20 protein-coding genes and 1 tRNA gene are annotated in these 20,178 nt (G+C 60.1%); 11 read left to right on the top strand and 10 right to left on the bottom strand.

Annotated features, from left to right (window positions below; translation table 11 throughout):
• Positions 1-57: 57 nt before the first annotated feature.
• Positions 58-357 (bottom strand): YMGG-like glycine zipper-containing protein, encoded by a 300-nt coding sequence (locus AC13QE_RS27360; RefSeq protein ID WP_112336410.1) that lies wholly within the window; start codon positions 355-357, stop codon positions 58-60.
• Positions 358-654: 297 nt separating this feature from the next.
• On the opposite strand from AC13QE_RS27360, the gene AC13QE_RS27355 reads away from it, so the two are divergent.
• The 4 genes from AC13QE_RS27355 to hemA all read left to right on the top strand — a co-directional run bounded on the left by AC13QE_RS27355 (position 655) and on the right by hemA (position 5,816).
• A complete protein-coding gene (locus tag AC13QE_RS27355) occupies positions 655-1,143 on the top strand; it encodes a (2Fe-2S)-binding protein (protein ID WP_112336411.1) in 489 nt (162 codons plus the stop codon).
• An 81-nt stretch (positions 1,144-1,224) separates the two neighbouring features.
• The gene (locus tag AC13QE_RS27350) at positions 1,225-3,570 is read left to right on the top strand and encodes a xanthine dehydrogenase family protein molybdopterin-binding subunit (RefSeq protein WP_488486076.1); all 2,346 of its coding nucleotides are present in this window, start codon (positions 1,225-1,227) and stop codon (positions 3,568-3,570) included.
• Between the two features lie 20 nt (positions 3,571-3,590).
• Positions 3,591-4,385 carry an FAD binding domain-containing protein gene (locus tag AC13QE_RS27345; RefSeq protein ID WP_488486075.1) on the top strand — a complete coding sequence of 265 codons (795 nt, stop codon included), beginning with the start codon at positions 3,591-3,593 and terminating at the stop codon, positions 4,383-4,385.
• A gap of 219 nt (positions 4,386-4,604) precedes the next feature.
• Positions 4,605-5,816: a 5-aminolevulinate synthase gene (gene hemA / locus AC13QE_RS27340; RefSeq protein WP_488486074.1), complete on the top strand. Its 1,212-nt coding sequence runs from the start codon at positions 4,605-4,607 to the stop codon at positions 5,814-5,816.
• Positions 5,817-5,928: 112 nt separating this feature from the next.
• On the opposite strand, the gene dxr is transcribed toward hemA, so the two are convergent.
• Positions 5,929-7,122 (bottom strand): 1-deoxy-D-xylulose-5-phosphate reductoisomerase, encoded by a 1,194-nt coding sequence (dxr, locus tag AC13QE_RS27335; protein ID WP_488486073.1) that lies wholly within the window; start codon positions 7,120-7,122, stop codon positions 5,929-5,931.
• Positions 7,123-7,319: 197 nt separating this feature from the next.
• Here dxr and AC13QE_RS27330 point away from each other — a divergent pair, with 197 nt between their 5' ends.
• Together AC13QE_RS27330 and AC13QE_RS27325 are read left to right on the top strand one after the other, a co-directional pair.
• Positions 7,320-7,586, top strand: coding sequence for a BON domain-containing protein (locus tag AC13QE_RS27330; RefSeq protein WP_015341356.1), 267 nt, complete (start codon positions 7,320-7,322; stop codon positions 7,584-7,586).
• Positions 7,587-7,658: 72 nt separating this feature from the next.
• Positions 7,659-8,120 (top strand): Ivy family c-type lysozyme inhibitor, encoded by a 462-nt coding sequence (locus AC13QE_RS27325; RefSeq protein ID WP_488486072.1) that lies wholly within the window; start codon positions 7,659-7,661, stop codon positions 8,118-8,120.
• A gap of 27 nt (positions 8,121-8,147) precedes the next feature.
• On the opposite strand, the gene AC13QE_RS27320 is transcribed toward AC13QE_RS27325, so the two are convergent.
• From AC13QE_RS27320 to AC13QE_RS27310, 3 genes are all read right to left on the bottom strand, one after another.
• Entirely contained in the window at positions 8,148-8,837 is a 690-nt protein-coding gene (locus AC13QE_RS27320; RefSeq protein WP_488486071.1) for a hypothetical protein, read from the bottom strand.
• Between the two features lie 219 nt (positions 8,838-9,056).
• Positions 9,057-9,133: transfer RNA gene (locus tag AC13QE_RS27315), tRNA-Arg, on the bottom strand.
• A gap of 124 nt (positions 9,134-9,257) precedes the next feature.
• Positions 9,258-10,418 carry a M20 aminoacylase family protein gene (locus AC13QE_RS27310; protein WP_488486070.1) on the bottom strand — a complete coding sequence of 387 codons (1,161 nt, stop codon included), beginning with the start codon at positions 10,416-10,418 and terminating at the stop codon, positions 9,258-9,260.
• 195 nt (positions 10,419-10,613) lie between these two features.
• On the opposite strand from AC13QE_RS27310, the gene AC13QE_RS27305 reads away from it, so the two are divergent.
• Both AC13QE_RS27305 and AC13QE_RS27300 read left to right on the top strand, forming a co-directional pair.
• Positions 10,614-11,780 (top strand): D-alanyl-D-alanine carboxypeptidase family protein, encoded by a 1,167-nt coding sequence (locus tag AC13QE_RS27305; RefSeq protein ID WP_488486069.1) that lies wholly within the window; start codon positions 10,614-10,616, stop codon positions 11,778-11,780.
• A gap of 15 nt (positions 11,781-11,795) precedes the next feature.
• Positions 11,796-12,998, top strand: a complete 1,203-nt coding sequence (locus tag AC13QE_RS27300; protein ID WP_488486068.1) for a CobW family GTP-binding protein — start codon at positions 11,796-11,798, stop codon at positions 12,996-12,998.
• 29 nt (positions 12,999-13,027) lie between these two features.
• Here the strand turns inward: AC13QE_RS27300 and AC13QE_RS27295 are convergent, their stop codons facing one another.
• From AC13QE_RS27295 to AC13QE_RS27275, 5 genes are all read right to left on the bottom strand, one after another.
• Positions 13,028-13,261, bottom strand: coding sequence for a sulfurtransferase TusA family protein (locus AC13QE_RS27295; protein WP_488486067.1), 234 nt, complete (start codon positions 13,259-13,261; stop codon positions 13,028-13,030).
• On the bottom strand, positions 13,254-14,567 hold the full coding sequence (locus AC13QE_RS27290) for a L,D-transpeptidase family protein (protein WP_488486066.1): 1,314 nt from the start codon (positions 14,565-14,567) through the stop codon (positions 13,254-13,256). Before AC13QE_RS27290 ends, AC13QE_RS27295 begins: the two co-directional genes overlap by 8 nt.
• 231 nt (positions 14,568-14,798) lie before the next feature.
• A complete protein-coding gene (locus tag AC13QE_RS27285; protein WP_132720669.1) occupies positions 14,799-15,752 on the bottom strand; it encodes an acetyl-CoA carboxylase carboxyltransferase subunit alpha in 954 nt (317 codons plus the stop codon).
• 63 nt (positions 15,753-15,815) lie between these two features.
• On the bottom strand, positions 15,816-16,805 hold the full coding sequence (gene xerD / locus AC13QE_RS27280) for a site-specific tyrosine recombinase XerD (protein ID WP_488486065.1): 990 nt from the start codon (positions 16,803-16,805) through the stop codon (positions 15,816-15,818).
• A complete protein-coding gene (locus AC13QE_RS27275) occupies positions 16,802-16,969 on the bottom strand; it encodes a hypothetical protein (RefSeq protein ID WP_015341347.1) in 168 nt (55 codons plus the stop codon). The genes xerD and AC13QE_RS27275 overlap by 4 nt, the downstream gene beginning before the upstream one ends.
• Before the next feature lie 161 nt (positions 16,970-17,130).
• Here AC13QE_RS27275 and AC13QE_RS27270 point away from each other — a divergent pair, with 161 nt between their 5' ends.
• From AC13QE_RS27270 to AC13QE_RS27260, 3 genes are read left to right on the top strand one after another with little or no spacing between them, the layout of a single operon-like run.
• Positions 17,131-17,724: a shikimate kinase gene (locus AC13QE_RS27270; protein ID WP_132720671.1), complete on the top strand. Its 594-nt coding sequence runs from the start codon at positions 17,131-17,133 to the stop codon at positions 17,722-17,724.
• A complete protein-coding gene (gene aroB, locus AC13QE_RS27265) occupies positions 17,721-18,851 on the top strand; it encodes a 3-dehydroquinate synthase (RefSeq protein ID WP_488486064.1) in 1,131 nt (376 codons plus the stop codon). Before AC13QE_RS27270 ends, aroB begins: the two co-directional genes overlap by 4 nt.
• Positions 18,851-20,161, top strand: coding sequence for an HlyC/CorC family transporter (locus AC13QE_RS27260; protein ID WP_015341344.1), 1,311 nt, complete (start codon positions 18,851-18,853; stop codon positions 20,159-20,161). The genes aroB and AC13QE_RS27260 overlap by 1 nt, the downstream gene beginning before the upstream one ends.
• Positions 20,162-20,178: the final 17 nt, after the last annotated feature.

The following is a 20,178-nucleotide window of genomic DNA, read 5'->3' as shown; positions in this document are numbered from 1 at the left end:
CGAATAAAAAAATCCCGGGCTGTAGCCCGGGACCTTCGAAATGCGATGAAAAATCGATCAATAGCCGCCGTAGCCGCCGCCATAACCACCGCGATAGCCGCCGCGCGGGCAATCGTCGATGTAGCGACGACCGTAGCGATCACGATAGTAGCACTGGCCGGGCTGTTCCCGGACGCTGCCGATGACTGCACCGGAAAGGCCGCCAATTGCGGCACCAACAGCTGCGCCGCGAACGTTACCGGTCACGGCTCCGCCGATGATCGCGCCGCCTGCCGCGCCGATGCCTGCGCCCTGTTCGGTCGGCGTGCAGCTTGCGATAGACAAGCCGACCAATGCGAGCATAAGAACTTTCTTCATTTATTCTCTCCAACGTTAGTTAAGCCGAACCTCGGCCAACGTCGTCCCCATTCTTCAGCTCCACCACGATGGGCTGTCTTTACAGTCCTGCAACAACAGAAAATATCGTGCAAAATATGATTGTCTATTGGTACGTCGTAGTTTTTTTCATGCTGAACAAAGGCGGTCTCGCGTCTGGAGAGTAAAACCGTCCGCAAAGAGCAGAAAATCCGCTCCCTCTCTAAAGTAGAGGTTGATTGGATTGCGAAAAAGTCAAATGATGCTCCTTGCCTCTGGAGGAGAGGCGAGGAGGAAAATATGGCAAAGGTGACTTTGACGGTGAACGGCCGTTCGGTCAGCGGCGAGTGCGAGGATCGCACGCTGCTTGTCCATTTCATCAGGGAAAAACTCGGCCTGACCGGAACCCATGTCGGCTGCGATACCAGCCAGTGCGGTGCCTGTGTCATCCATATGGATGGCAAGTCGGTGAAGAGCTGTTCGATCCTGGCCGTTCAGGCTTCCGGCTCCAAGATCACAACCATCGAGGGTCTCGCCGCCAATGGCGAGCTGCATCCGGTTCAGGCCGCCTTCAAGGAGCATCATGGCCTGCAATGCGGCTTCTGCACGCCGGGCATGGTGATGGCATCGGTCGACATGATCAACCGCCATGGCGGCAAGCTGGACGAGAAGACGGTGCGCAGCGAGCTCGAAGGCAATATCTGTCGATGCACCGGCTATCACAACATCGTCAAGGCGGTGCTTTCAGCCAATGCCGCAATGAACGCCGCCCAGCAGGCGGCTGAATAAATTCCACCGAGATCGTCTGGCTAAACGCCTGGACTGTGATCTTGGCGGATTGCCGGGCCCGGAACCCCAATGGAGGATGTGATGGGCGTTGAAGGCATTGGTGCGCGCGTGGCGCGCAAGGAAGACAAGCGATTTCTGACGGGCAAGGGGCGCTACACCGACGACATGGTGACGCCGGGAATGAAATACGCCTATTTCGTTCGCAGCCCGCATGCACATGCGAAGATCAAGAGCATCGATGCGTCGGCGGCTCTTTCCATGCCAGGCGTGATCGGGGTACTTGATGGCAAGCAATTGCTTGATGATGGCATCGGCAATCTGATCTGCGGCTGGATGATCCATTCCCGCGACGGCTCGCCGATGAAGATGGGCGCCTGGCGGCCGCTGGCGGTCGATACCGTCCGCTATGTCGGTGATGCCGTCGCGATCGTCGTTGCCGACAGTCTTGGCGAGGCACGCGATGCGGCTGAAGCCGTAGCGGTCGATTATGAGGAGCTGCCTGCCGTCGTCGAGGCGGTTGACGCGCTGAAAGCCGGCGCACCGCAGATCCATCCGGAGGCGGCAAACAACCTGATTTTCGACTGGGAGCTTGGCGACGCGGCAGCGACCGACAAGGCAATCGCCGAGGCAGCCCATGTCACGGAAATCGAGATCTACAACAACAGGCTTTCGCCGAATGCCATGGAGCCGCGCGCCACGCTCGGTATCTACGATGCGGCCGAGGACCATTATACCTGCTACACCACAAGCCAGAACCCGCATGTGGCCCGGCTCGTCATGAGCGCCTTCTATAATGTCGCGCCGGAAAACAAGCTGCGCGTCATCGCGCCGGATGTCGGGGGCGGCTTCGGCTCGAAGATCTATATCTATCCGGAAGAGATCGTCTGTCTCTGGGCGTCGAAGAAGACCGGCGTGCCTGTGAAATGGACAGCCGATCGCACGGAAGCCTTCCTCACCGATGCGCATGGCCGCGACCATGTTTCCAAGGTCAAGATGGCCTTCGATGCGCAAAATCGCATGACGGCCCTGAAGGTCGACACGATCGCCAATCTCGGCGCCTATATGTCGCTCTTTTCCTCGGCGGTGCCGACCTATCTCTATGCGACGCTGCTGTCGGGGCAATATGCCATTTCGGCGATCCACGCCAATGTCCGCACGGTTTATACCAATACCGTGCCCGTCGATGCCTATCGCGGGGCAGGGCGGCCGGAGGCGACCTATCTGCTGGAGCGCACGGTGGAAACGGCGGCGCGCGAACTCGGCGTCTCGCCGGCGGAACTCCGGCGGATCAACTTCATACGCTCGTTCCCCTACCAGACGCCCGTGATCATGAATTATGACGCCGGCGATTACGAGGCTTCGCTCAACGCCGCCATGCAGCAGGCTGATTGGGCCGGCTTTCCGGCCCGCAAGGCGGAAGCCGCCCGTCGCGGCATGAAGCGCGGCATCGGCATGAGCTGCTACATCGAAGCTTGCGGCATCGCGCCCTCGCAGGCGGTGGGATCGCTCGGGGCAGGCGTCGGCCTCTGGGAATCGGCCGAGGTGCGGGTCAATGCGGTCGGAACCATCGAGGTGCTCACCGGATCGCACAGTCACGGTCAGGGGCATGAGACGACGTTCGCGCAATTGGTCGCCGATCGCCTCGGTGTGCCGATCGACAGCGTCTCCATCGTCCATGGCGATACCGACAAGGTGCAGATGGGCATGGGAACCTATGGTTCCCGCTCGGGCGCCGTCGGCATGTCCGCCGTCGTCAAGGCGCTCGACAAGGTGGAGGCGAAGGCAAAGAAGATCGCCGCTCACCTGATGGAGGCCGACGAAAGCGATATCGTCATCGAGAACGGCGAGTTGAAGGTCGCGGGCACCGACAAGACGCTGCCCTGGTTCCAGGTGGCCCTCGCCTCCTATACCGCGCACAATCTGCCCGCCGGCATGGAGCCGGGCCTCAAGGAAACCGCCTTTTACGATCCGGCGAACTTCACCTTCCCGGCAGGCTGCTACATCTGCGAGGTCGAGGTGGACCCGGAAACCGGCAAGACGGAGATCGTGCAGTTCGTCGCGGCCGACGACTTCGGCAATATCATCAATCCGATGATCGTCGAGGGACAGGTGCATGGCGGCATCGCGCAGGGCATCGGCCAGGCGCTGCTCGAGGGCGTGCATTATGACGAGAGCGGCCAGCTGCTGACCGCGAGCTTCATGGACTACACCATGCCGCGCGCCGATGATCTGCCGTCCTTCCAGCTTTCGCATCAGAACACGCCGTGTCCGAACAATCCCCTAGGGATCAAGGGATGCGGCGAGGCGGGCGCCATCGGCTCGCCGCCGGCGCTGATCAACGCCATTACCGATGCCATCGGTAACAACAGGCTGAACATGCCGGCGACCCCGCTCAAGGTGTGGGAAGCGGCGCGGGCCACGGCCTGAAACGAGAGGAGGATAGGACTATGTATGCAACGAATTACCATCGCGCCTCCTCGGTCGACGAAGCCGTCAAGCTTCTGTCCAACACCGATGAAGGTAAATATGTCTCCGGCGGTATGACGCTGATCGCCACCATGAAACAGCGTCTGGCATCGCCGAGCGATCTCGTCGATCTCAGGCATATCCCTTCGATCAAGGGGATCCGCGTCGATGGCCGCAGGGTCACGATCGGAGCGGCGACCACCCATGCGGAGGTTGCCTCCTCGGCCGCCATCCGCGCGGTCTGTCCGGCGCTCTGCGACCTTGCCGGCATGATCGGCGATCCTCATGTCCGGCATATGGGGACGATCGGCGGCTCCATCGCCAACAATGATCCGGCGGCGGATTACCCCTCGGCGATGTTGGCGCTGAACGCCACCATCGTCACCGACCGGCGCCAAATCGCGGCCGACGACTTCTTCCAGGGTCTGTTCGAGACGGCGCTGGAAGGGGCGGAGCTCATTACCTCCATCGCTTTCGACGCGCCGGAGCGGGCAGGCTATGCCAAGTTCCCCAACCCCGCCTCACGCTATGCGATGACGGGGGTCTTCGTCGCCAAGGGGGCAGGTGGGGTGCGCGTTGCCGTCACCGGTGCCGGTGCGGACGGCGTGTTCCGCCATGCCGAACTGGAGCAGGCGCTTGCGGCGAACTGGCTGCCGGATGCGGTTACGGGCGTAACGGTCGATCCGTCATCGTTGCTTTCCGACCTGCATGCAACGGCGGAATATCGCGCCAACCTGGTTAAGGTCATGGCAAAGCGCGCCGTGGCTGCCGCGTAGATTCACCATGAACAAGCCCGGAGCGGCGGAGTTTACCCTCCGCTCCGGAGAGAGTGTTTCCAGCATGGTTTCGATTGTCAAATTGATGTGATTGGCTATTCTTGTCTGGAATTGTTCAAAATTAGGGGCCATTTGCCGCAGCGGGCGCGAAAGCAATGCGGAGGGGTTGACGTGTGATCCGGCATTCTCGAAAACGATCGCACGGTACTGGAGCATATGATGGATTTCGAAGCATTTTTTAAGGGCGAGCTGGAAGGTCTTCACAATGAAGGCCGTTACCGGATCTTCGCAGATCTGGAACGCCGCAGTGGCAATTTCCCCCGCGCTATCAGGCATACCCCGAACGGCCCGCAGGAAGTGACCGTCTGGTGCTCCAACGACTATCTCGGCATGGGCCAGCATCCGAAAGTGATCGAGGCGATGAAGCAAGCGATCGATCACTGTGGCGCGGGTGCGGGAGGCACCCGGAATATTTCTGGCACCAACCACTACCATGTCCTGCTCGAGCAGGAGCTTGCCGATCTCCACGGCAAGGAATCCGCGCTGATCTTCACCTCGGGCTACATCTCCAATTGGGCGACGCTCGGTACGCTCGGCGCGCGCATTCCCGGCCTCATCATCTTCTCGGATGCGCTCAACCATGCATCGATGATCGAAGGCATTCGCTATGCGAAGTGCGAGAAGGTCATCTGGAAGCACAACGACCTGCACGATCTCGAAGCCAAGCTGAAGGCTGCCGATCCGAAGGCGCCGAAGTTGATCGCCTTCGAGAGCGTCTATTCCATGGATGGCGATATCGCTCCCATCAAGGAGATCTGCGATCTCGCTGACAAGTATGGCGCGATGACCTATCTCGACGAAGTGCATGCCGTCGGCATGTACGGTCCGCGCGGTGGCGGCATTGCTGAGCGCGAGGGATTGATGGATCGCCTGACCGTCATCGAAGGCACGCTTGGCAAGGCCTTCGGCGTCATGGGTGGCTATATTGCCGCTTCGACCGCGCTCTGTGATTTCATCCGCTCGTTTGCGTCAGGCTTCATCTTCACGACGTCGCTGCCGCCGGCTCTGGCCGCCGGTGCCGTCGCCTCGATCCAGCACCTCAAGGTCAGCCAGTTCGAACGCATGCGTCATCAGGATCGCGTGCGTAAGCTGCGTGCGCAGCTGGATGCGGCCGGCATTCCGCACATGCCGAACCCGAGCCATGTGGTGCCGGTCATGGTCGGTGATGCGGCCAAGTGCAAGTGGATTTCCGATCTACTGCTCGATGCCGGCGTCTATGTGCAGCCGATCAATTATCCCACCGTGCCGAAGAAGACCGAGCGCCTGCGCATCACGCCGACGCCGCTGCATTCGGATGGTGATATCGAGCAGCTGGTCGGTGCGCTGCACGCGCTTTGGTCTCGCTGTGCGCTCGCAAGGGCCGTTGCGTAAGGAACGGCTTCCGCGTTCGGCCAGGCCATTATGGCCTTATGCCAAGAATCGAACAGCTGCTGAGTCAGACCTACTGCCAAGCCGCTCAATATTGTAAGTTTCTACTTACGTTTTACGCTGCTTTCTCTCGCTGGGCGACGAGCACTGCGGCGCGGCTGCGCGCCTCGGCGTCGGCGGCAAAGACGGCATCCATGGTGTCGGCGCTGCCGGTTGCGATCATCTCGTCCATGACGGCTTCGGCGATATCGGCCATTTCGAGGAAGCCGATGCGGCCATCCACGAAGGCGTGGAAGGCGATTTCCTCGGCCGCATTCATGATCGCGCCCTGAAGGCCGCCGCGTTCCAGCGCGGTGCGGGCAAGGCGCAGTGCCGGGAAGCGAACCTCGTCCGGCGCCTCGAAATCGAGCCGGGCGAGCTTGGCGAAATCCAGCCGGTCGACGCTGAGCTTCGTGCGGGCGGGGTAGGTCAGCGCATAGCCGATGGCGGTACGCATGTCGGGACAGCCGAGCTGCGCCAGAATGGAGCCATCCGTGTAACCGACCATGGAATGAATGACGGATTGCGGGTGGACCACGACTTCGATCTGATCGGGGCGCACGTTGAACAGGTGCTTGGCCTCGATCATCTCCAGCGCCTTGTTGAACATGGAGGCGCTGCCGATCGAGATCTTGAAGCCCATCGACCAGTTGGGATGGGCGCGCGCGATCGCCGGCGTGACATTGGCCATCTGCTCCCGCGTCCAGGTGCGGAAGGGGCCGCCGGATGCGGTCAGGATAATGCGTTCGACCGCATGCTGCTGGTCGTCTTCCAATGCCTGGAAAATGGCGCTGTGTTCACTGTCGACGGGGATCAGCCGGCCGCCGCCCTCAGTAACGGCGCGCACGAAGAGATCGCCGGCGGAGACGAGGCATTCCTTGTTGGCAAGCGCGATATCGGCGCCACGGCGGGCGGCTGCCAGCGTCGGCGCAAGACCGGCGGTGCCAACGATCGCCGCCATCGCCCAGTCCGAAGGCATGGAAGCGGCTTCGATCAAGGCATTCTTGCCGGCGCCGACGGCAATGCCGGTGCCTGCAAGCGCATCCTTCAAATCCTGATAGCGCTCTTCCTTGGCCGTCACCGCAAAAGCGGCGCCGCAGGCCTTGGCCTGCTCGGCCAAAAGCTCGATATTGTCATGCCCGGTGATGGCGGCGATATCGAAGGCGTCTCGTCCGCCAAGCTGGGCGATGACGTCGAGCGTATTCTGGCCGATGGAGCCGGTCGAACCCAATATCGTCAGGCGCCGGCGCGCCTTGCTGGCGGTGTTCATTCAGGTATCCGCATTTGCTGCTGCTTCCCATGGCTCTACAGGGGATTGCCGGGAGCGGCAAGTCCGGAGCCATGCAACCGCACCGCTGGCGGCGCACGCGAAAAGCGAGCGTGCAATTAGTCATATTTTTTTCAATCTCCATTGAACCAAATGCAAACTGCTGCGTTTCCCGACCACCTGAGTGCGGAGGGTGACGAATGGTTTTCAAGGCGGCAACGTTTCACGGCATGGAGCTCTATCTGGAAAACGAGCAGGCCAGGCGCTCGGCGCTGGAATCCGCGGTTGCCAATGCGCTCGCCGTTGCCGGCGGAATCGATGCTTCCGATGTCACCGTGATCGCGGCAGGCCAAGAAATCCGCCTGCACGGTTCGGTCGCGACCTATCAGGAGGTGAAGCGGGCAACCGCGGTCGCCGAGTCCATTCCCGGTGTGCGGTTGGTGAGGAACAGGATTGCGGTGGGGTGAGCACAAGCTTCAGCCCTCGTTCCTGCTGCGTTCGACAGGGGTCAACCTGCATTTCCATCTTTGGGGAGACGCATGAAAAAGCTCCTGATCGCGGCAGCCTTCGCCAGCCTCTTTTCGGCCGCAACAATCGCATCCGCGCAAGATCATCCCACGACATTTCGCGAAATAGCCTCGCACCCGGCCGCAAGCGCCGCCTTCAAGGCAATGGCACAAGGGCATCGGCTACCGGATTGGATCCACGGCAAGACGGTTGAGTCCCGGGGTCACGAGGTCATGTTCGGCGGAGACAAGGTCTATGTCATGAGCGCCTGCAAGCAGCACGACTGCGGCTCGGAACAGATCGCCGTGATGTACGATCCCGGCAAGAAGGTTATGTACGGTTTGCTGCTGGTCGCCAATTCCGAGACCAGGGCCGAAAGGCTGACATGGATGAACCTCGGCGGCGGCATTGAATCGGTCGATGGGAGGGCGATTTTATATGCGGCGCTGACGGGCAGCTTGGGGAACCATCCAGATGCGTTTGATTACAAGTGAGTTGGCAGATAGATCGAGAAATGTCTGCTAGTCGCCATTCGGTTTGGTGCCGACTATTAACGATATTGATCCTTTAGCTACCTTCGAGTCTGTTGTGCCAGCGGTTAAGATGCCAAGGCTTTTGAATACATCGAATAGTGGATTTGCGCCTGGGGGAGGTGTGGCTGCATCTTCACTGTTAATGAAGAGTAAAACTCCGACTGGGCTAGGGGTAAATAAAGCCAAATCAGGTTGATTGGAAGCTCCTGGGTTCCAGCCCGCCTCCCGAAACATGCGGATAAATTCGATGGCATATGTTTCCGCTTCCGCGTCGCCCATTGGAGATGTTACTAGTATCTGCTGACCTTGGAAGGGTTTGAGCGTGTCGATGATAACCTTAGCTTGCTCTGCCCGAAGGTGGCGAGGAGCTACCTTGTTCTCAAGCTTCAATCGAGCTGCCCTCTCTCGCTCAAGATCCGATTGAAGCACCAAATTCGATTTCCGGACGATCTCGGCGTTTTCGTTAGCCTTGGCTGTTTCACTTTCATTGTAGGATATACGCTCGTCAGCGAATTTTTCCTTTATTGCGCCAAACTTAAATACGCCGAATGTGCCCAAGCATACAAAAATCGCTCCTACCAAAAGCGAAAGATTTGAAGCGTCAAACCAGAAATTAGCGGTCGCAAGAGAGACGTTAAACATCGATTTCTTCTCTAATTTTTGTTCGCTCAAGTCCATGATTACTTTGCGTTCAATTGTATTGATAGCGTAGAGAATTTGAAGCTAAGACATTCGCTCTGCAAATTCCATATCCAAGTACATAATTATCAATATACTGGCCTGCTTTTGGAATTGATAAGTCGATCTTTTTTCAAGGTCTTGCAAAGCTGAAGGATATTCAGCTCGCCGTCAGTCACTCGCCCACGCTAGGACGCTGGAATCGTGGATAAGGGAAAATGGTGATCTCGACGCGATTCGAACGCGTGACCCTCAGATTAGGAATCTGATGCTCTATCCTGCTGAGCTACGAGACCACTTGGCATGATCCATACAAAAGCAAAGGCTCGAAGCCAAGCCCTTTTGCGTCGTGGAGACAATCTGTCTTGAGCGTGTGCCCCGCGCGGCTTTGAAGGCTGCGCGGGACATCATTGAGAAGTCTCAGGCGTTGAGGCGCTGTTCGGCGAGGCGCACCCAATAGGAGATGCCGTGGGCGATGGCTTCGTCGTTGAAGTCGTAGGCCGGGTTGTGCAGGCCGGCGCTGTCGCCGTTGCCGACGAAGATGAAGGCGCCGGGGCGGGCTAGCAGCATGTAGGAGAAATCCTCGCCGCCCATCATCGGGTCGATATTCGGGATGACATTGCCTGCGCCGGCGATCTCCTCCGCGACAGCGATCGCGTGGTCGGTCTCGTCGGCATGATTGAAGGTGACCGGGTAGTTTCGGTGGAATTCGATCTCGACTTCCGCGCCGTGGCTCGTCGCGATGCCTGTCACAATCTGTTTGAAGCGCTGCTCGGCAAGGTCGCGTATTTCGGGGTCAAGCGTGCGCACCGTGCCGCCGAAGCTTGCATCGTTCGGGATGACGTTATGCGCGTTGCCGCCGTTGAACTTGGTGACGGAAACCACCACCGATTTCAGCGGGTTAGCGCTGCGCGAGGCGATGAGCTGCAGGTTGGAGACGATCTGCGCGCCGATGGCGATCGGGTCGATCGTCTTGTGCGGCATGGCGGCATGGCCGCCGACACCCTTGATGGAGACGGTGAATTCATCCGTCGCCGCCATGATCGCGCCCTTGCGGATGGCGAAGTGGCCGACCGGCAGGCCCGGCATGTTGTGCATGCCATAGACCTCGGCGATCTGGAAGCGCTCCATCATGCCGTCCTTGACCATGGCGTCGCCGCCGGCGCCGCCTTCTTCTGCCGGCTGGAAGATGACGGCTATGTTGCCGTTGAAATTGCGGTTTTCGGCGAGGTATTTCGCAGCACCCAGCAGCATGGCGGTGTGCCCGTCATGGCCGCAGGCATGCATCTTCCCGGCAGTCCGGGATGCATAAGGCTTGCCGGTGATTTCTGTCAGCGGCAGGGCGTCCATGTCGGCACGCAGGCCGACCGTGCGGCCCTCTCCCTTGCCGCGGATCAGGCCGACGACGCCGGTGCGGCCAATGCCGGTCACGACTTCGTCGACGCCGAAGGCGCGCAGCTTCTCGGCCACGAAGGCGGCCGTATTCTCAACGGCATAGAGGAGTTCGGGATGCGCATGGATATGGCGGCGCCACTCGGTCACTTCGCCCTGGAGTTCTGCGGCTCTGTTCAAGATCGGCATATGCTGATTTTCCTGCTGCTCAATATCGATTCTGGTTCAACCTGCGGGTCCTTGGCGCAGCCTTGGCCAGCTTATCGCGGCCCTTGCGGCGTGCCATCGGGAAATAAAGTCGTCAATCGCCTTTGCCTTCTCCTAGCCATATAGGTTAAATAGACGAAGCTTTCGAGAAAATTCCGGACTTCTGAAGGATAGATCGTGCCGACGAAGCAGAATCGTTTGTATGCCGCCCTGCGGCTCGTTCCTATGGCCGCAGCAGCATCCATGCTTTTCCTGTCGACCGCGCAAACGGCCGGAGCCAATCCGCATATTCTCGTCGATGTCAGCACCGGCCGCGTTCTCGACCAGCAGGAGGCGTTTCGCCGCTGGTATCCTGCCTCGCTCACCAAGCTGATGACGACCTATGTGACTTTCCGAGCCATCCAGTCCGGCCAGATCAAGCTTGATACGCCTGTCGTCATGTCGAAGCTCTCCGCCGCGCAGCCGCCGGCGAAGATGTACTTCAAGCCCGGGCAGAAGATGACGCTCGACAATGCCTTGAAGATGATGCTGGTCAAATCGGCAAACGATCTTGCCATGGCCGTTGCCGAGACCGTCGGCGGCTCGCAGCAGGGCTTCGTGGCGCGGATGAATGCGGAAGCCGCGCGCCTCGGCATGCGCGATTCGCATTTCATCAATCCGAACGGCCTGCCCGGCAAGGGGCAATATACGACGGCGCGCGATCTTGCGATCCTCAGCGTGGCGCTGCGCCGCGAGTTTCCGCAATATGCCGGCTATTTCTCGCTCGAGGGCTTTACCAACGGCGTCAAGCAGGTGCCGAACATCAATATGCTCATCGGCCGCTTCGACGGCGCCGACGGCATGAAGACCGGTTTCATCTGCGCGGCCGGCTTCAATCAGATCGCCTCGGCAACGCGCAACGGCCGCACGCTGATCTCGGTCGTCCTCGGCACCGACAGCCTGGCGGCGCGTGCCGACGATTCTGCCAATCTTCTGGAAAAGGGCTTCCAGAACCAGCTGTCTACCCGTGACACGCTCGCAACCTTGAGACCCGACGCGCCGCTTGCGGCCGATGTCGCCGATGTCACCGCTGAGATCTGCAGCGCCAAGGGCGCGCAGGCGCGCAGCGAAACCCGCGATCCGTTCGGCCGCACCAAGGTACAGTCGCCTTATATCCACGAAATGGATCATGAGCCCAATTTCGTCTATGCCGGCCTGATCGGCGGCCAGGACATCGCAACGGCCGTAAAGGGCGACAAGGACGATGCGACGGCCAGAGGCGACAAGGCGACCAGGGACAATAAGATCGCCATCTCCGGCGGCGCGTCCAATGTGCCGGTCCCGGTGCCGCGGCCCACTTTCTAATATCGGACAGGAATCATGAGCGTTTCGCAGCAAAGAGTACCGGTTGCCATCCTGACCGGTTTTCTCGGTGCGGGTAAATCGACCCTGCTCAACCGCATCCTCAAGGACGAGGACATGCGCGACGCGGCCGTCATCATCAATGAGTTCGGCGATGTCGGCATCGATCATCTGCTGGTGGAAAGCTCCGGCGATTCCATCATCGAGCTTTCCGATGGCTGCCTATGCTGCACGGTGCGCGGCGAGCTGGTGGATACGCTGGCAAATCTCATGGACGCCATGCAGACCGGGCGTATCCGGCCGCTGAAGCGCGTCGTCATCGAAACGACCGGCCTTGCCGATCCTGCTCCCGTCATGCAGTCGATCATGGGCAATCCGATCATCGCCAACAATTTCGATCTCGATGGTGTCATCACCGTCGTCGATGCGGTCAATGGCCTGCAGACGCTCGACAATCACGAAGAGGCGCGCAAGCAGGTGGCGGTTGCCGACCGGTTGATCGTTTCCAAGACCGGGATTGCCGGCGCTGTGCCGGAAGCGCAGCTGGGGAGCAGGCTGAGGGCGCTCAATCCGCGCGCGCAGATCCTGAACGCTGATAGCGATGAAGCCGGCCGCGCAAGTATTCTCGTCAATGGCCTTTACGATCCCGCATCCAAGATCGCCGATGTCGGCCGCTGGCTGCAGGACGAGCTGGAAGCGGATGATGATCATCATCACCATCACCATGATGAACACGATCACCACGACCATGATCACCATCACGGCGATCATGGGCACCACCATCACCATCATGGGCACCATCACGGCCACCGGCATCAGCACGCTCATGATGTCACCCGCCATGACGGGTCGATCCGCTCCTTCTCGATCGTCGAGACGCAGCCCATCGATCCGATGGCGCTGGAAATGTTCATCGATCTCCTTCGTTCGGCCCATGGCGAGAAGCTCCTGCGCATGAAGGCGATCGTTGCCGTGTCCGACCGGCCGGAGCGTCCCGTCGTGCTGCATGGCGTGCAGAATATCTTCCATGCTCCGGTGCGATTGCCAGCCTGGCCCGATCCAGAAGACCGGCGCACGCGCATGGTCATCATCACCAAGGATCTGCCTGAGGATTTCGTGAAGGGCCTGTTCGACGCCTTTCTCAGCAAGCCGCGCGTCGATACGCCTGATAGGGCGGCCCTGGAGGACAATCCGCTGGCCGTGCCGGGGATGAAGTTTTAGATTTACGCTGATGGCCTCGATTTAGCCGATCACCCCTTGCGGATCACGAAGCGATGGCCGCTTTCCGTCTTCTCGCTTGCGAGAAGCGCATGGCCTTTTTCATTGCAGAGATGGGGAATGTCGATGACAGCAAGCGGATCCGTGGTTTCCACGGTCAAGGTCGTGCCGCTTGCCATGGCGCGCAGGCGCTTTTCCGTCTTGATCGCCGGATAGGGGCATTTCAGGCCGCGCAGATCATAGATCTCGGTATCCGGGCTATTCACTCTTCGCCCAGAACTTCCAGAAAGGCGGCTTCTTGGCCTCGGTCTGTGCGGTTTCGACGGCGGGGTTCGGTGCGTAGGCGAGCGCATTGAGGCCGGGGTTCATCGGGTTTGCCGCCGGGATCGGCACGTTCGCGGGAACATTGGCAGCAACGATCGGGCCGGCCGCGGGCTGCTGCGCGGTCGCCAACGGGGCGCCTGCCGCAGGGCTTGCTGCCGCCACCCGGATACTTGCCGTCGTCGGATTGCCAGTCGGGCTGGCAACAGTGCCGCCGCGCGCAATCTGTTGCGCCGACTGGTTGGACATCATCGATTCAAGGTCGGCAACCTTCATCATCTTGCCGGCGGCAAGGGCGGTGCCTGTGGGAGCGTAGGCGAGATCATGGCCCTTGCGCTGCTTGGCGACGACGGCCTTGCGCTCGGCCTCGGTCGGATCGTACCAGGCCATGCCGTCGAATTTCTTGGAGGCCATGGCGTAATCCGCCTGGTACTGCTTGTCATAGGTCGCAAGCGCCATCTGCAGAGCAGGCGGGGTGGTCATGACAGGGCATTTGCCGCCGGCGTTGAAGGGGCCGCTGGCCTGCTGGTTGAAGACGTATTTCTTCTCGCAGACCTCGACCTCGGGCGGGCGCTTGGTGACTTCGAAATTGTCGTAGCCGACCTTCAGCATCTTCCAGAATTCGATATTGGGGCTGAGGCGGTGCTTCCACATGTTTTCCGCCGTCATGCGGAAGGGGAAGGCTTCGAGCTGGACGGCCTTCTGGCCGCCCTTGAAGGCGTCGCGCGCAAAGGCATAGATTTCCAGCACCTGCTGGTCAGTCATCGAATAGCAACCAGACGACGAGCAGGCGCCATGAATCATCAAATTGTTGCCGGTGCGGCCATTGGCGGCATCGTAGCGGTTCGGGAAGCCGGTGTTGATCGCGAGGTAGTATTTCGAATTCGGGTTCAGGTTGGCCGGCGTCAGCATATAGAAGCCTTCCGGTGCTTGCCGGTCGCCTTCCTTCACTTTCGGGCCGAGACGGCCGGACCAGGCGCAGATCTTGTAATCCGCGATGACTTCGAAGCGGTTGCTCTGGTTCGCCTTCAGGATCTCCATCACGCCTTCTTCCTTGAAGATGCGGATCATGATCGGCGAGTTGCGGTCCATACCCTTCTTTGCCATGTCGGCGAGGATATGGCTCGGAAGCGGCTGTTCGACCTTGTTCTTCACCTTCGACAGGTCGATCGACGCGGTGTCCAGTGCGTCGTTGCAGCCGGCGAGTGCCAGCGCCATCAGGGAAACATAGGCAAGGTGACGAATGCGCATTCTGACTTGGTCCATAAATGCGAAGAGTGGCAGCTCGATCTGTTTCGCCACTCCCCTCGAAGCATGAAACGGAATCATAGACGGCTTATACTTGAAAATTCCTTACCAGCCTATGACGTGCCCGCAGCGCGTCGGCAAGCTTTTCTTTGCCATAAATAGCTTCGATAACGGAAATGTGGCCAAGGTTTGGCCTCATTCCCGTTTTTCGCGATCACTTTTTCCGAAAAGAGCTTAGAGATTGCGGCCGATGTTGAGGAATTTCTGGCGGCGGTCGTTGCGCAATTGTTCACCTGAACGGCTGGAAAGCTCTGCAAGCGCGTTCGCAATCGTCTCGCCGGCCGCGCTTATCACCGCGTTCGGATCGCGATGCGCGCCGCCGACGGGCTCGGAGATGATGCCGTCGATCACGCCGAGACTTTTCAGATCATCGGCGGTTATCTTCATGTTGGTGGCGGCTTCCTTGGCGCGCGTTGAATCGCGCCAGAGGATCGAGGCCGCACCTTCCGGCGAAATCACGCTGTAGATCGAGTGTTCGAGCATATAGACGCGGTTGCCGACGGCAATCGCGATGGCGCCGCCCGAACCGCCTTCACCGATCACGATGGAGACGATCGGCACCTTCACGCCAAGACACATCTCGGTCGAGCGCGCAATCGCTTCGGCTTGGCCGCGTTCTTCCGCCCCGACGCCCGGATAAGCGCCGGCCGTGTCGACCAGGGTGATGACGGGCAACTGGAAGCGGTCGGCCATTTCGAGGATACGGATCGCCTTGCGGTAACCTTCCGGCCGGGCGCTGCCGAAATTATGCTTCAGACGGCTCTTGGTGTCGTTGCCTTTTTCCTGGCCGATGAGGGCGACCGGCTGACCGCGGAAGCGGGCAAAACCTGCTTGGATGGCGGCATCCTCGGAAAATTGGCGATCGCCGGCCAGCGGCGTGAATTCCGTAAACAGCGTACTGGCATAGTCGACGAAATGCGGGCGCTGCGGGTGGCGGGCGACCTGTGTCTTCTGCCAAGCGTTAAGCTTGGAATAGATGTCGACCATCGCCTCGCGGACGCGGCCTTCAAGCCGTCCGACTTCTTCGGACGTATCGATGCTTTCGTCTTCGCTCGCCAGTTTCTTGAGCTCGTGAATCTTGCCTTCGAGATCCGAGATGGGTTTTTCGAAGTCCAGATAATTGTGCATGAGGTGCGTTTCCGATCCTTTTGCCCGTGACGAGAGATGGCGGCTTGAGCCTGTATGCCGGTCCTAATCCTGTTTTTTTGCCTGTTTGGCAAGGGGGTGATGCGTTTGGACCAGCTGATGAAGGCGTTCTTCCAGCACATGTGTGTAGATTTGTGTCGTCGAAATGTCCGAATGACCGAGAAGTTCCTGCACCACGCGCAGGTCTGCGCCGTTGGCGAGAAGATGGCTCGCGAAGGCATGGCGCATCACATGCGGCGAGATTATCGAAGGCGTCAGGCCGGCCCGGATGGCAAGATCCTTGAGATCGCGTGCAAAGACCTGCCGCGGCAGATACCCCTGCTTGGACGCCGCGGGGAAAAGCCAAGGGCTTTCCGGTAGCGGCTGCTTGGCGTTGGCTGAAATGGCGGCCTGCAGACGCCCATATGCCTTCATGGCCGAAATGGCAGTCTGCGATAGCGGCACCAGCCGCTCCTTGTTGCCTTTGCCGCGGATCATCAGGAAGCGTCCTTCCTGATCCAGGACTTTCGCCGGCAGGGAGACGAGCTCGCTGACGCGCATGCCGGTGGCGTAAAGCATTTCCAGAAGCACCAGCATGCGCAGGCGCTGCAGCTGATCGGGCCCTTCGACCGCCGCTTCCCGCTCCGCCTGGGTCAGAAGCTTCGTCACCTCATCGACGCCCATCGTCTTCGGAAGGGCGCGGCCTTTCTTCGGCGCATCGAGAATTCCGGTGGGATCGTCCGTGCGCAGACCTTCGGCATAGAGGAACTTGTAGAACTGCCGCATGGCGGAGAGGCGGCGTGCCTGGGAGGATGGCTTGAAGCCCTGGCTCGACAGGTTGGAAAGATAGGCGGCCAGATCACCGGGGCTTGCCTCCGTCAAGCGGACGCCCTGCCCGGAAAGAAATGAATGGAGATCGTCGAGATCGCGCTCGTAGGATTGCAGCGTGTTGACGGCAGCACCCCGCTCGGCGCTCATCATCTCCAGAAAGGCTTCCAGATGCACTCGCCCCAGATCCCTTTTGCTCGCTCGTACATTCTCAGCTGGCGCGCTCATGGTTTCAGCGCGCCCGTCGTCGGTGGATTGAGGCGCTCGGGGGCAATGCGGATCGTCACATCGCGCGGCTGGGGATCGACGAAGAGCACGAGAGCCCACATCGCTCCATATATCGATCCGGCGATGACCGCGCAGATGACAAGGAAGCGAAACAGGGTGGGCATTCGAAAACTCTCCTTCGCCGTTCAGTGGCGCGGCGATGCGCTATAATTATATTCCTTCAAGAGTTAGCCGAAGGATATTGCAGACATGTTTACGGCAGCGGCGTCTTGACGCTACCGGCGCATTTGACGATACCGTTTCCAAAGAAATTGTGAATGGGCCGATGAGTGAACAAGTCCTGACCCTTGCCGAGAGCTTGAGAGACAAGGCGCGCGCAGCGCTGGGTCAGCGCAATCTTGTCTTTATAGGATTGATGGGAGCAGGAAAATCCTCGATTGGCCGGCCCGTTGCGCAGCAGCTCGGCCTCCCCTTCGTCGATACGGATGCCGAAATCGAGCGCGTGTCGCGCATGACGATCGCCGAACTGTTCGCCGCTTACGGCGAACAAGAGTTCCGAGCGTTGGAGACGCGCGTCATCAAGCGGCTGCTCAAGGGCGGCCCGCGCGTCGTCTCGACGGGCGGCGGTGCGTTCATCAACGAAAGCACGCGGCTGCATGTCAAGCGCGGCAGCCTTTCCGTCTGGCTGAAGGCCGATCTCGATGTGCTCTGGGATCGGGTGAACAAGCGCGATACGCGCCCTCTGCTCAAGACCGAGAATCCGAAACAGACCCTCGAGAACCTGATGAATGCGCGCTATCCGATCTATGCGGAAGCCGATATCACGGTTCTCTCCCGCGACGTAAACAAGGATATCATGGTCAGGGAAGTCCTTGCTGCCATCGCCGAGGGAAAGAAAACAGAAAGCAAAATGCCATGAATGCGATGACACCGGCTTCCGCAGAGCGTCTTGTGCGCGTGCCTCTCGGTGAACGTGCCTATGACATCCTGATCGGTCCCGGCCTGATCGCGCGTGCGGGCCAAGAGATTGCCGCGCGGCTGAAAGGCCGCAAGGCCGCCATCATCACCGATGAAAATGTGGCGCCGCTTTATCTCGGTGCGTTGGTCGCCAGCCTGGAAGCTGCAGGCATCCAGGCTTCCAGCCTCGTTTTGCCGGCCGGCGAGAAGACCAAGAGTTTCGAGCACCTGATCACCGTTTGCGACGCGGTGCTCACTGCGCGTGTGGAGCGCAATGATGCGGTGATCGCGCTTGGCGGTGGCGTCATCGGCGATCTCTCGGGCTTTGCCGCCGGCATCGTGCGCCGCGGCGTCCGTTTCGTTCAAGTGCCGACATCGCTGCTGTCGCAGGTGGATTCGTCCGTCGGCGGCAAGACCGGCATCAACACTCATCACGGCAAGAACCTCGTCGGCGTCTTCCATCAGCCCGACCTCGTGCTGGCCGATACCGATGTGCTGAATACGCTAAGCGAGCGCGAATTCCGCGCCGGCTATGCCGAAGTCGCCAAATACGGCTTGATCGACAAGCCGGATTTCTTCGCCTGGCTCGAGGCCAACTGGAAGGATGTTTTTGCCGGTGGCGCGGCCCGCATCGAGGCTATCGCTGCAAGCTGCCAGGCAAAGTCCGATGTCGTCGTTGCGGACGAACGTGAAAACGGGGCGCGTGCCTTGCTCAATCTCGGCCACACCTTCGGCCATGCGCTCGAAGCGGCAACCGCCTATGACAGCCGCCGGCTGGTGCATGGCGAGGGTGTTGCGATCGGCATGGTGCTGGCACATGAATTTTCCGCGCGCCTCAATCTGGCAAGCCCGGATGATGCCAAGCGCGTCGAGACGCATCTGAGGGCCGTGGGCCTGCCGACGCGGATGGGCGATATTCCGAGCGAGCTGCCGCCGGCCGAAGTGCTGATGGATGCGATCGCGCAGGACAAGAAGGTCAAGAGTGGCAAGCTTACCTTCATCCTTACGCGTGGTATCGGCCAGTCCTTCGTTGCCGACGATGTGCCGTCTTCCGAAGTCCTGAGTTTCCTGAAGGAAAAACATCCCTAATGACCGTCGAGGGCACGCTGGCTGTATTGCTCGAATATTGGCCCGAGATCATCTCGATCATCGTGCTCGTGTTGGTGTCGGCGTTTTTTTCCGGTTCGGAGACGGCACTCACCGCCGTCTCGCGCACCCGCATTCATACGCTGGAGGCCAACGGTGATGAAAGCGCCGGTATCGTGCGCCACCTCATCGAGCGTCGGGATCGGCTGATCGGCACCTTGCTCATCGGCAACAATCTCGCGAATATCTTGGCGTCTTCGCTGGCGACCAGCGTTTTCCTCGGTCTGTTCGGCAATTCGGGCGTGGCGCTGGCAACGGCAGCCATGACCGTCATCCTCGTCATCTTCGCTGAAGTCCTGCCGAAGAGCTGGGCGATTTCGACTCCGGATCGCTTTGCGCTCAATGTGGCAGCGCCGGTGCGGCTGTTTGTCGCGATCGTCGGCCCCGTATCGAGTTTCGTCAACGCCATCGTGCGCTGGATCCTTGGCCTGTTCGGCATCAACCTCTCCAAGGAGGTGTCGATGCTGTCGGCGCACGAGGAGCTGCGCGGTGCCGTCGATCTGCTCCACCGCGAGGGTTCGGTCGTCAAAGCCGACCGCGATCGCCTGGGCGGCGTCCTCGATCTCGGCGAGCTGGAACTGTCCGACATCATGGTGCACCGCACGGCGATGCGAGCCATCAATGCCGATGACCCGCCCGAGGTGGTAGTGCGCGCGATCCTTGACAGTCCCTATACGCGCATGCCGCTCTGGCGCGGCACGATCGACAACATCATCGGCGTCGTGCATGCCAAGGACCTGCTGCGAGCCTTGGCGGAGCGCAATGTCGAGCCGGAAAATCTCGATATCGTCAAGATCGCGCAAAAGCCCTGGTTCGTGCCCGACAGTACCAACCTCGAAGACCAGCTCAACGCCTTCCTGCGCCGCAAGCAGCATTTCGCCGTCGTCGTCGACGAATATGGCGAGGTGCAGGGCATCGTCACCCTGGAAGACATTCTGGAGGAGATCGTCGGCGATATCGCCGATGAGCACGACCTCGATATCCAGGGCGTGCGACAGGAGGCCGACGGCTCGATCGTCGTTGACGGCGTCGTACCGATTCGCGACTTGAACCGCGCGCTCGACTGGCACTTGCCCGACGAGGAGGCGACGACGATTGCGGGTCTCGTCATCCACGAATCGATGACCATCCCGGAAGAGCGTCAGGCCTTCACCTTTTATGGCAAGCGCTTCATCGTCATGAAGCGGGAAAAGAACCGCATCACCAAGCTGCGCATCCGCCCTGCCGAAACGGAAGAGGCAAAGCCGGAGTAATTCCGGCTTGCAGCCAA

The organism is Martinezella sp. CNPSo 3957 (assembly GCF_057784395.1).
Note: the sequence above shows the minus strand (reverse complement) of the source record. Positions and strands in the feature narration are given on the sequence as shown.

What these genes read in the sequence shown, in the direction of transcription:
- xerD (WP_488486065.1), bottom strand. Translation starts at nt 16,805, where the DNA reads ATGAGCGCGCCAGCTGAGAATGTACGAGCGAGCAAAAGGGATCTGGGG.
- aroB (WP_488486064.1), top strand. Translation starts at nt 17,721, where the DNA reads ATGAATGCGATGACACCGGCTTCCGCAGAGCGTCTTGTGCGCGTGCCT.
- AC13QE_RS27330 (WP_015341356.1), top strand. Translation starts at nt 7,320, where the DNA reads ATGGTTTTCAAGGCGGCAACGTTTCACGGCATGGAGCTCTATCTGGAA.
- AC13QE_RS27350 (WP_488486076.1), top strand. Translation starts at nt 1,225, where the DNA reads ATGGGCGTTGAAGGCATTGGTGCGCGCGTGGCGCGCAAGGAAGACAAG.
- AC13QE_RS27325 (WP_488486072.1), top strand. Translation starts at nt 7,659, where the DNA reads ATGAAAAAGCTCCTGATCGCGGCAGCCTTCGCCAGCCTCTTTTCGGCC.
- hemA (WP_488486074.1), top strand. Translation starts at nt 4,605, where the DNA reads ATGGATTTCGAAGCATTTTTTAAGGGCGAGCTGGAAGGTCTTCACAAT.
- AC13QE_RS27300 (WP_488486068.1), top strand. Translation starts at nt 11,796, where the DNA reads ATGAGCGTTTCGCAGCAAAGAGTACCGGTTGCCATCCTGACCGGTTTT.
- AC13QE_RS27270 (WP_132720671.1), top strand. Translation starts at nt 17,131, where the DNA reads ATGAGTGAACAAGTCCTGACCCTTGCCGAGAGCTTGAGAGACAAGGCG.
- AC13QE_RS27355 (WP_112336411.1), top strand. Translation starts at nt 655, where the DNA reads ATGGCAAAGGTGACTTTGACGGTGAACGGCCGTTCGGTCAGCGGCGAG.
- AC13QE_RS27290 (WP_488486066.1), bottom strand. Translation starts at nt 14,567, where the DNA reads ATGCGCATTCGTCACCTTGCCTATGTTTCCCTGATGGCGCTGGCACTC.
- AC13QE_RS27310 (WP_488486070.1), bottom strand. Translation starts at nt 10,418, where the DNA reads ATGCCGATCTTGAACAGAGCCGCAGAACTCCAGGGCGAAGTGACCGAG.
- AC13QE_RS27345 (WP_488486075.1), top strand. Translation starts at nt 3,591, where the DNA reads ATGTATGCAACGAATTACCATCGCGCCTCCTCGGTCGACGAAGCCGTC.
- AC13QE_RS27260 (WP_015341344.1), top strand. Translation starts at nt 18,851, where the DNA reads ATGACCGTCGAGGGCACGCTGGCTGTATTGCTCGAATATTGGCCCGAG.
- AC13QE_RS27320 (WP_488486071.1), bottom strand. Translation starts at nt 8,837, where the DNA reads ATGGACTTGAGCGAACAAAAATTAGAGAAGAAATCGATGTTTAACGTC.
- dxr (WP_488486073.1), bottom strand. Translation starts at nt 7,122, where the DNA reads ATGAACACCGCCAGCAAGGCGCGCCGGCGCCTGACGATATTGGGTTCG.
- AC13QE_RS27360 (WP_112336410.1), bottom strand. Translation starts at nt 357, where the DNA reads ATGAAGAAAGTTCTTATGCTCGCATTGGTCGGCTTGTCTATCGCAAGC.
- AC13QE_RS27275 (WP_015341347.1), bottom strand. Translation starts at nt 16,969, where the DNA reads ATGCCCACCCTGTTTCGCTTCCTTGTCATCTGCGCGGTCATCGCCGGA.
- AC13QE_RS27285 (WP_132720669.1), bottom strand. Translation starts at nt 15,752, where the DNA reads ATGCACAATTATCTGGACTTCGAAAAACCCATCTCGGATCTCGAAGGC.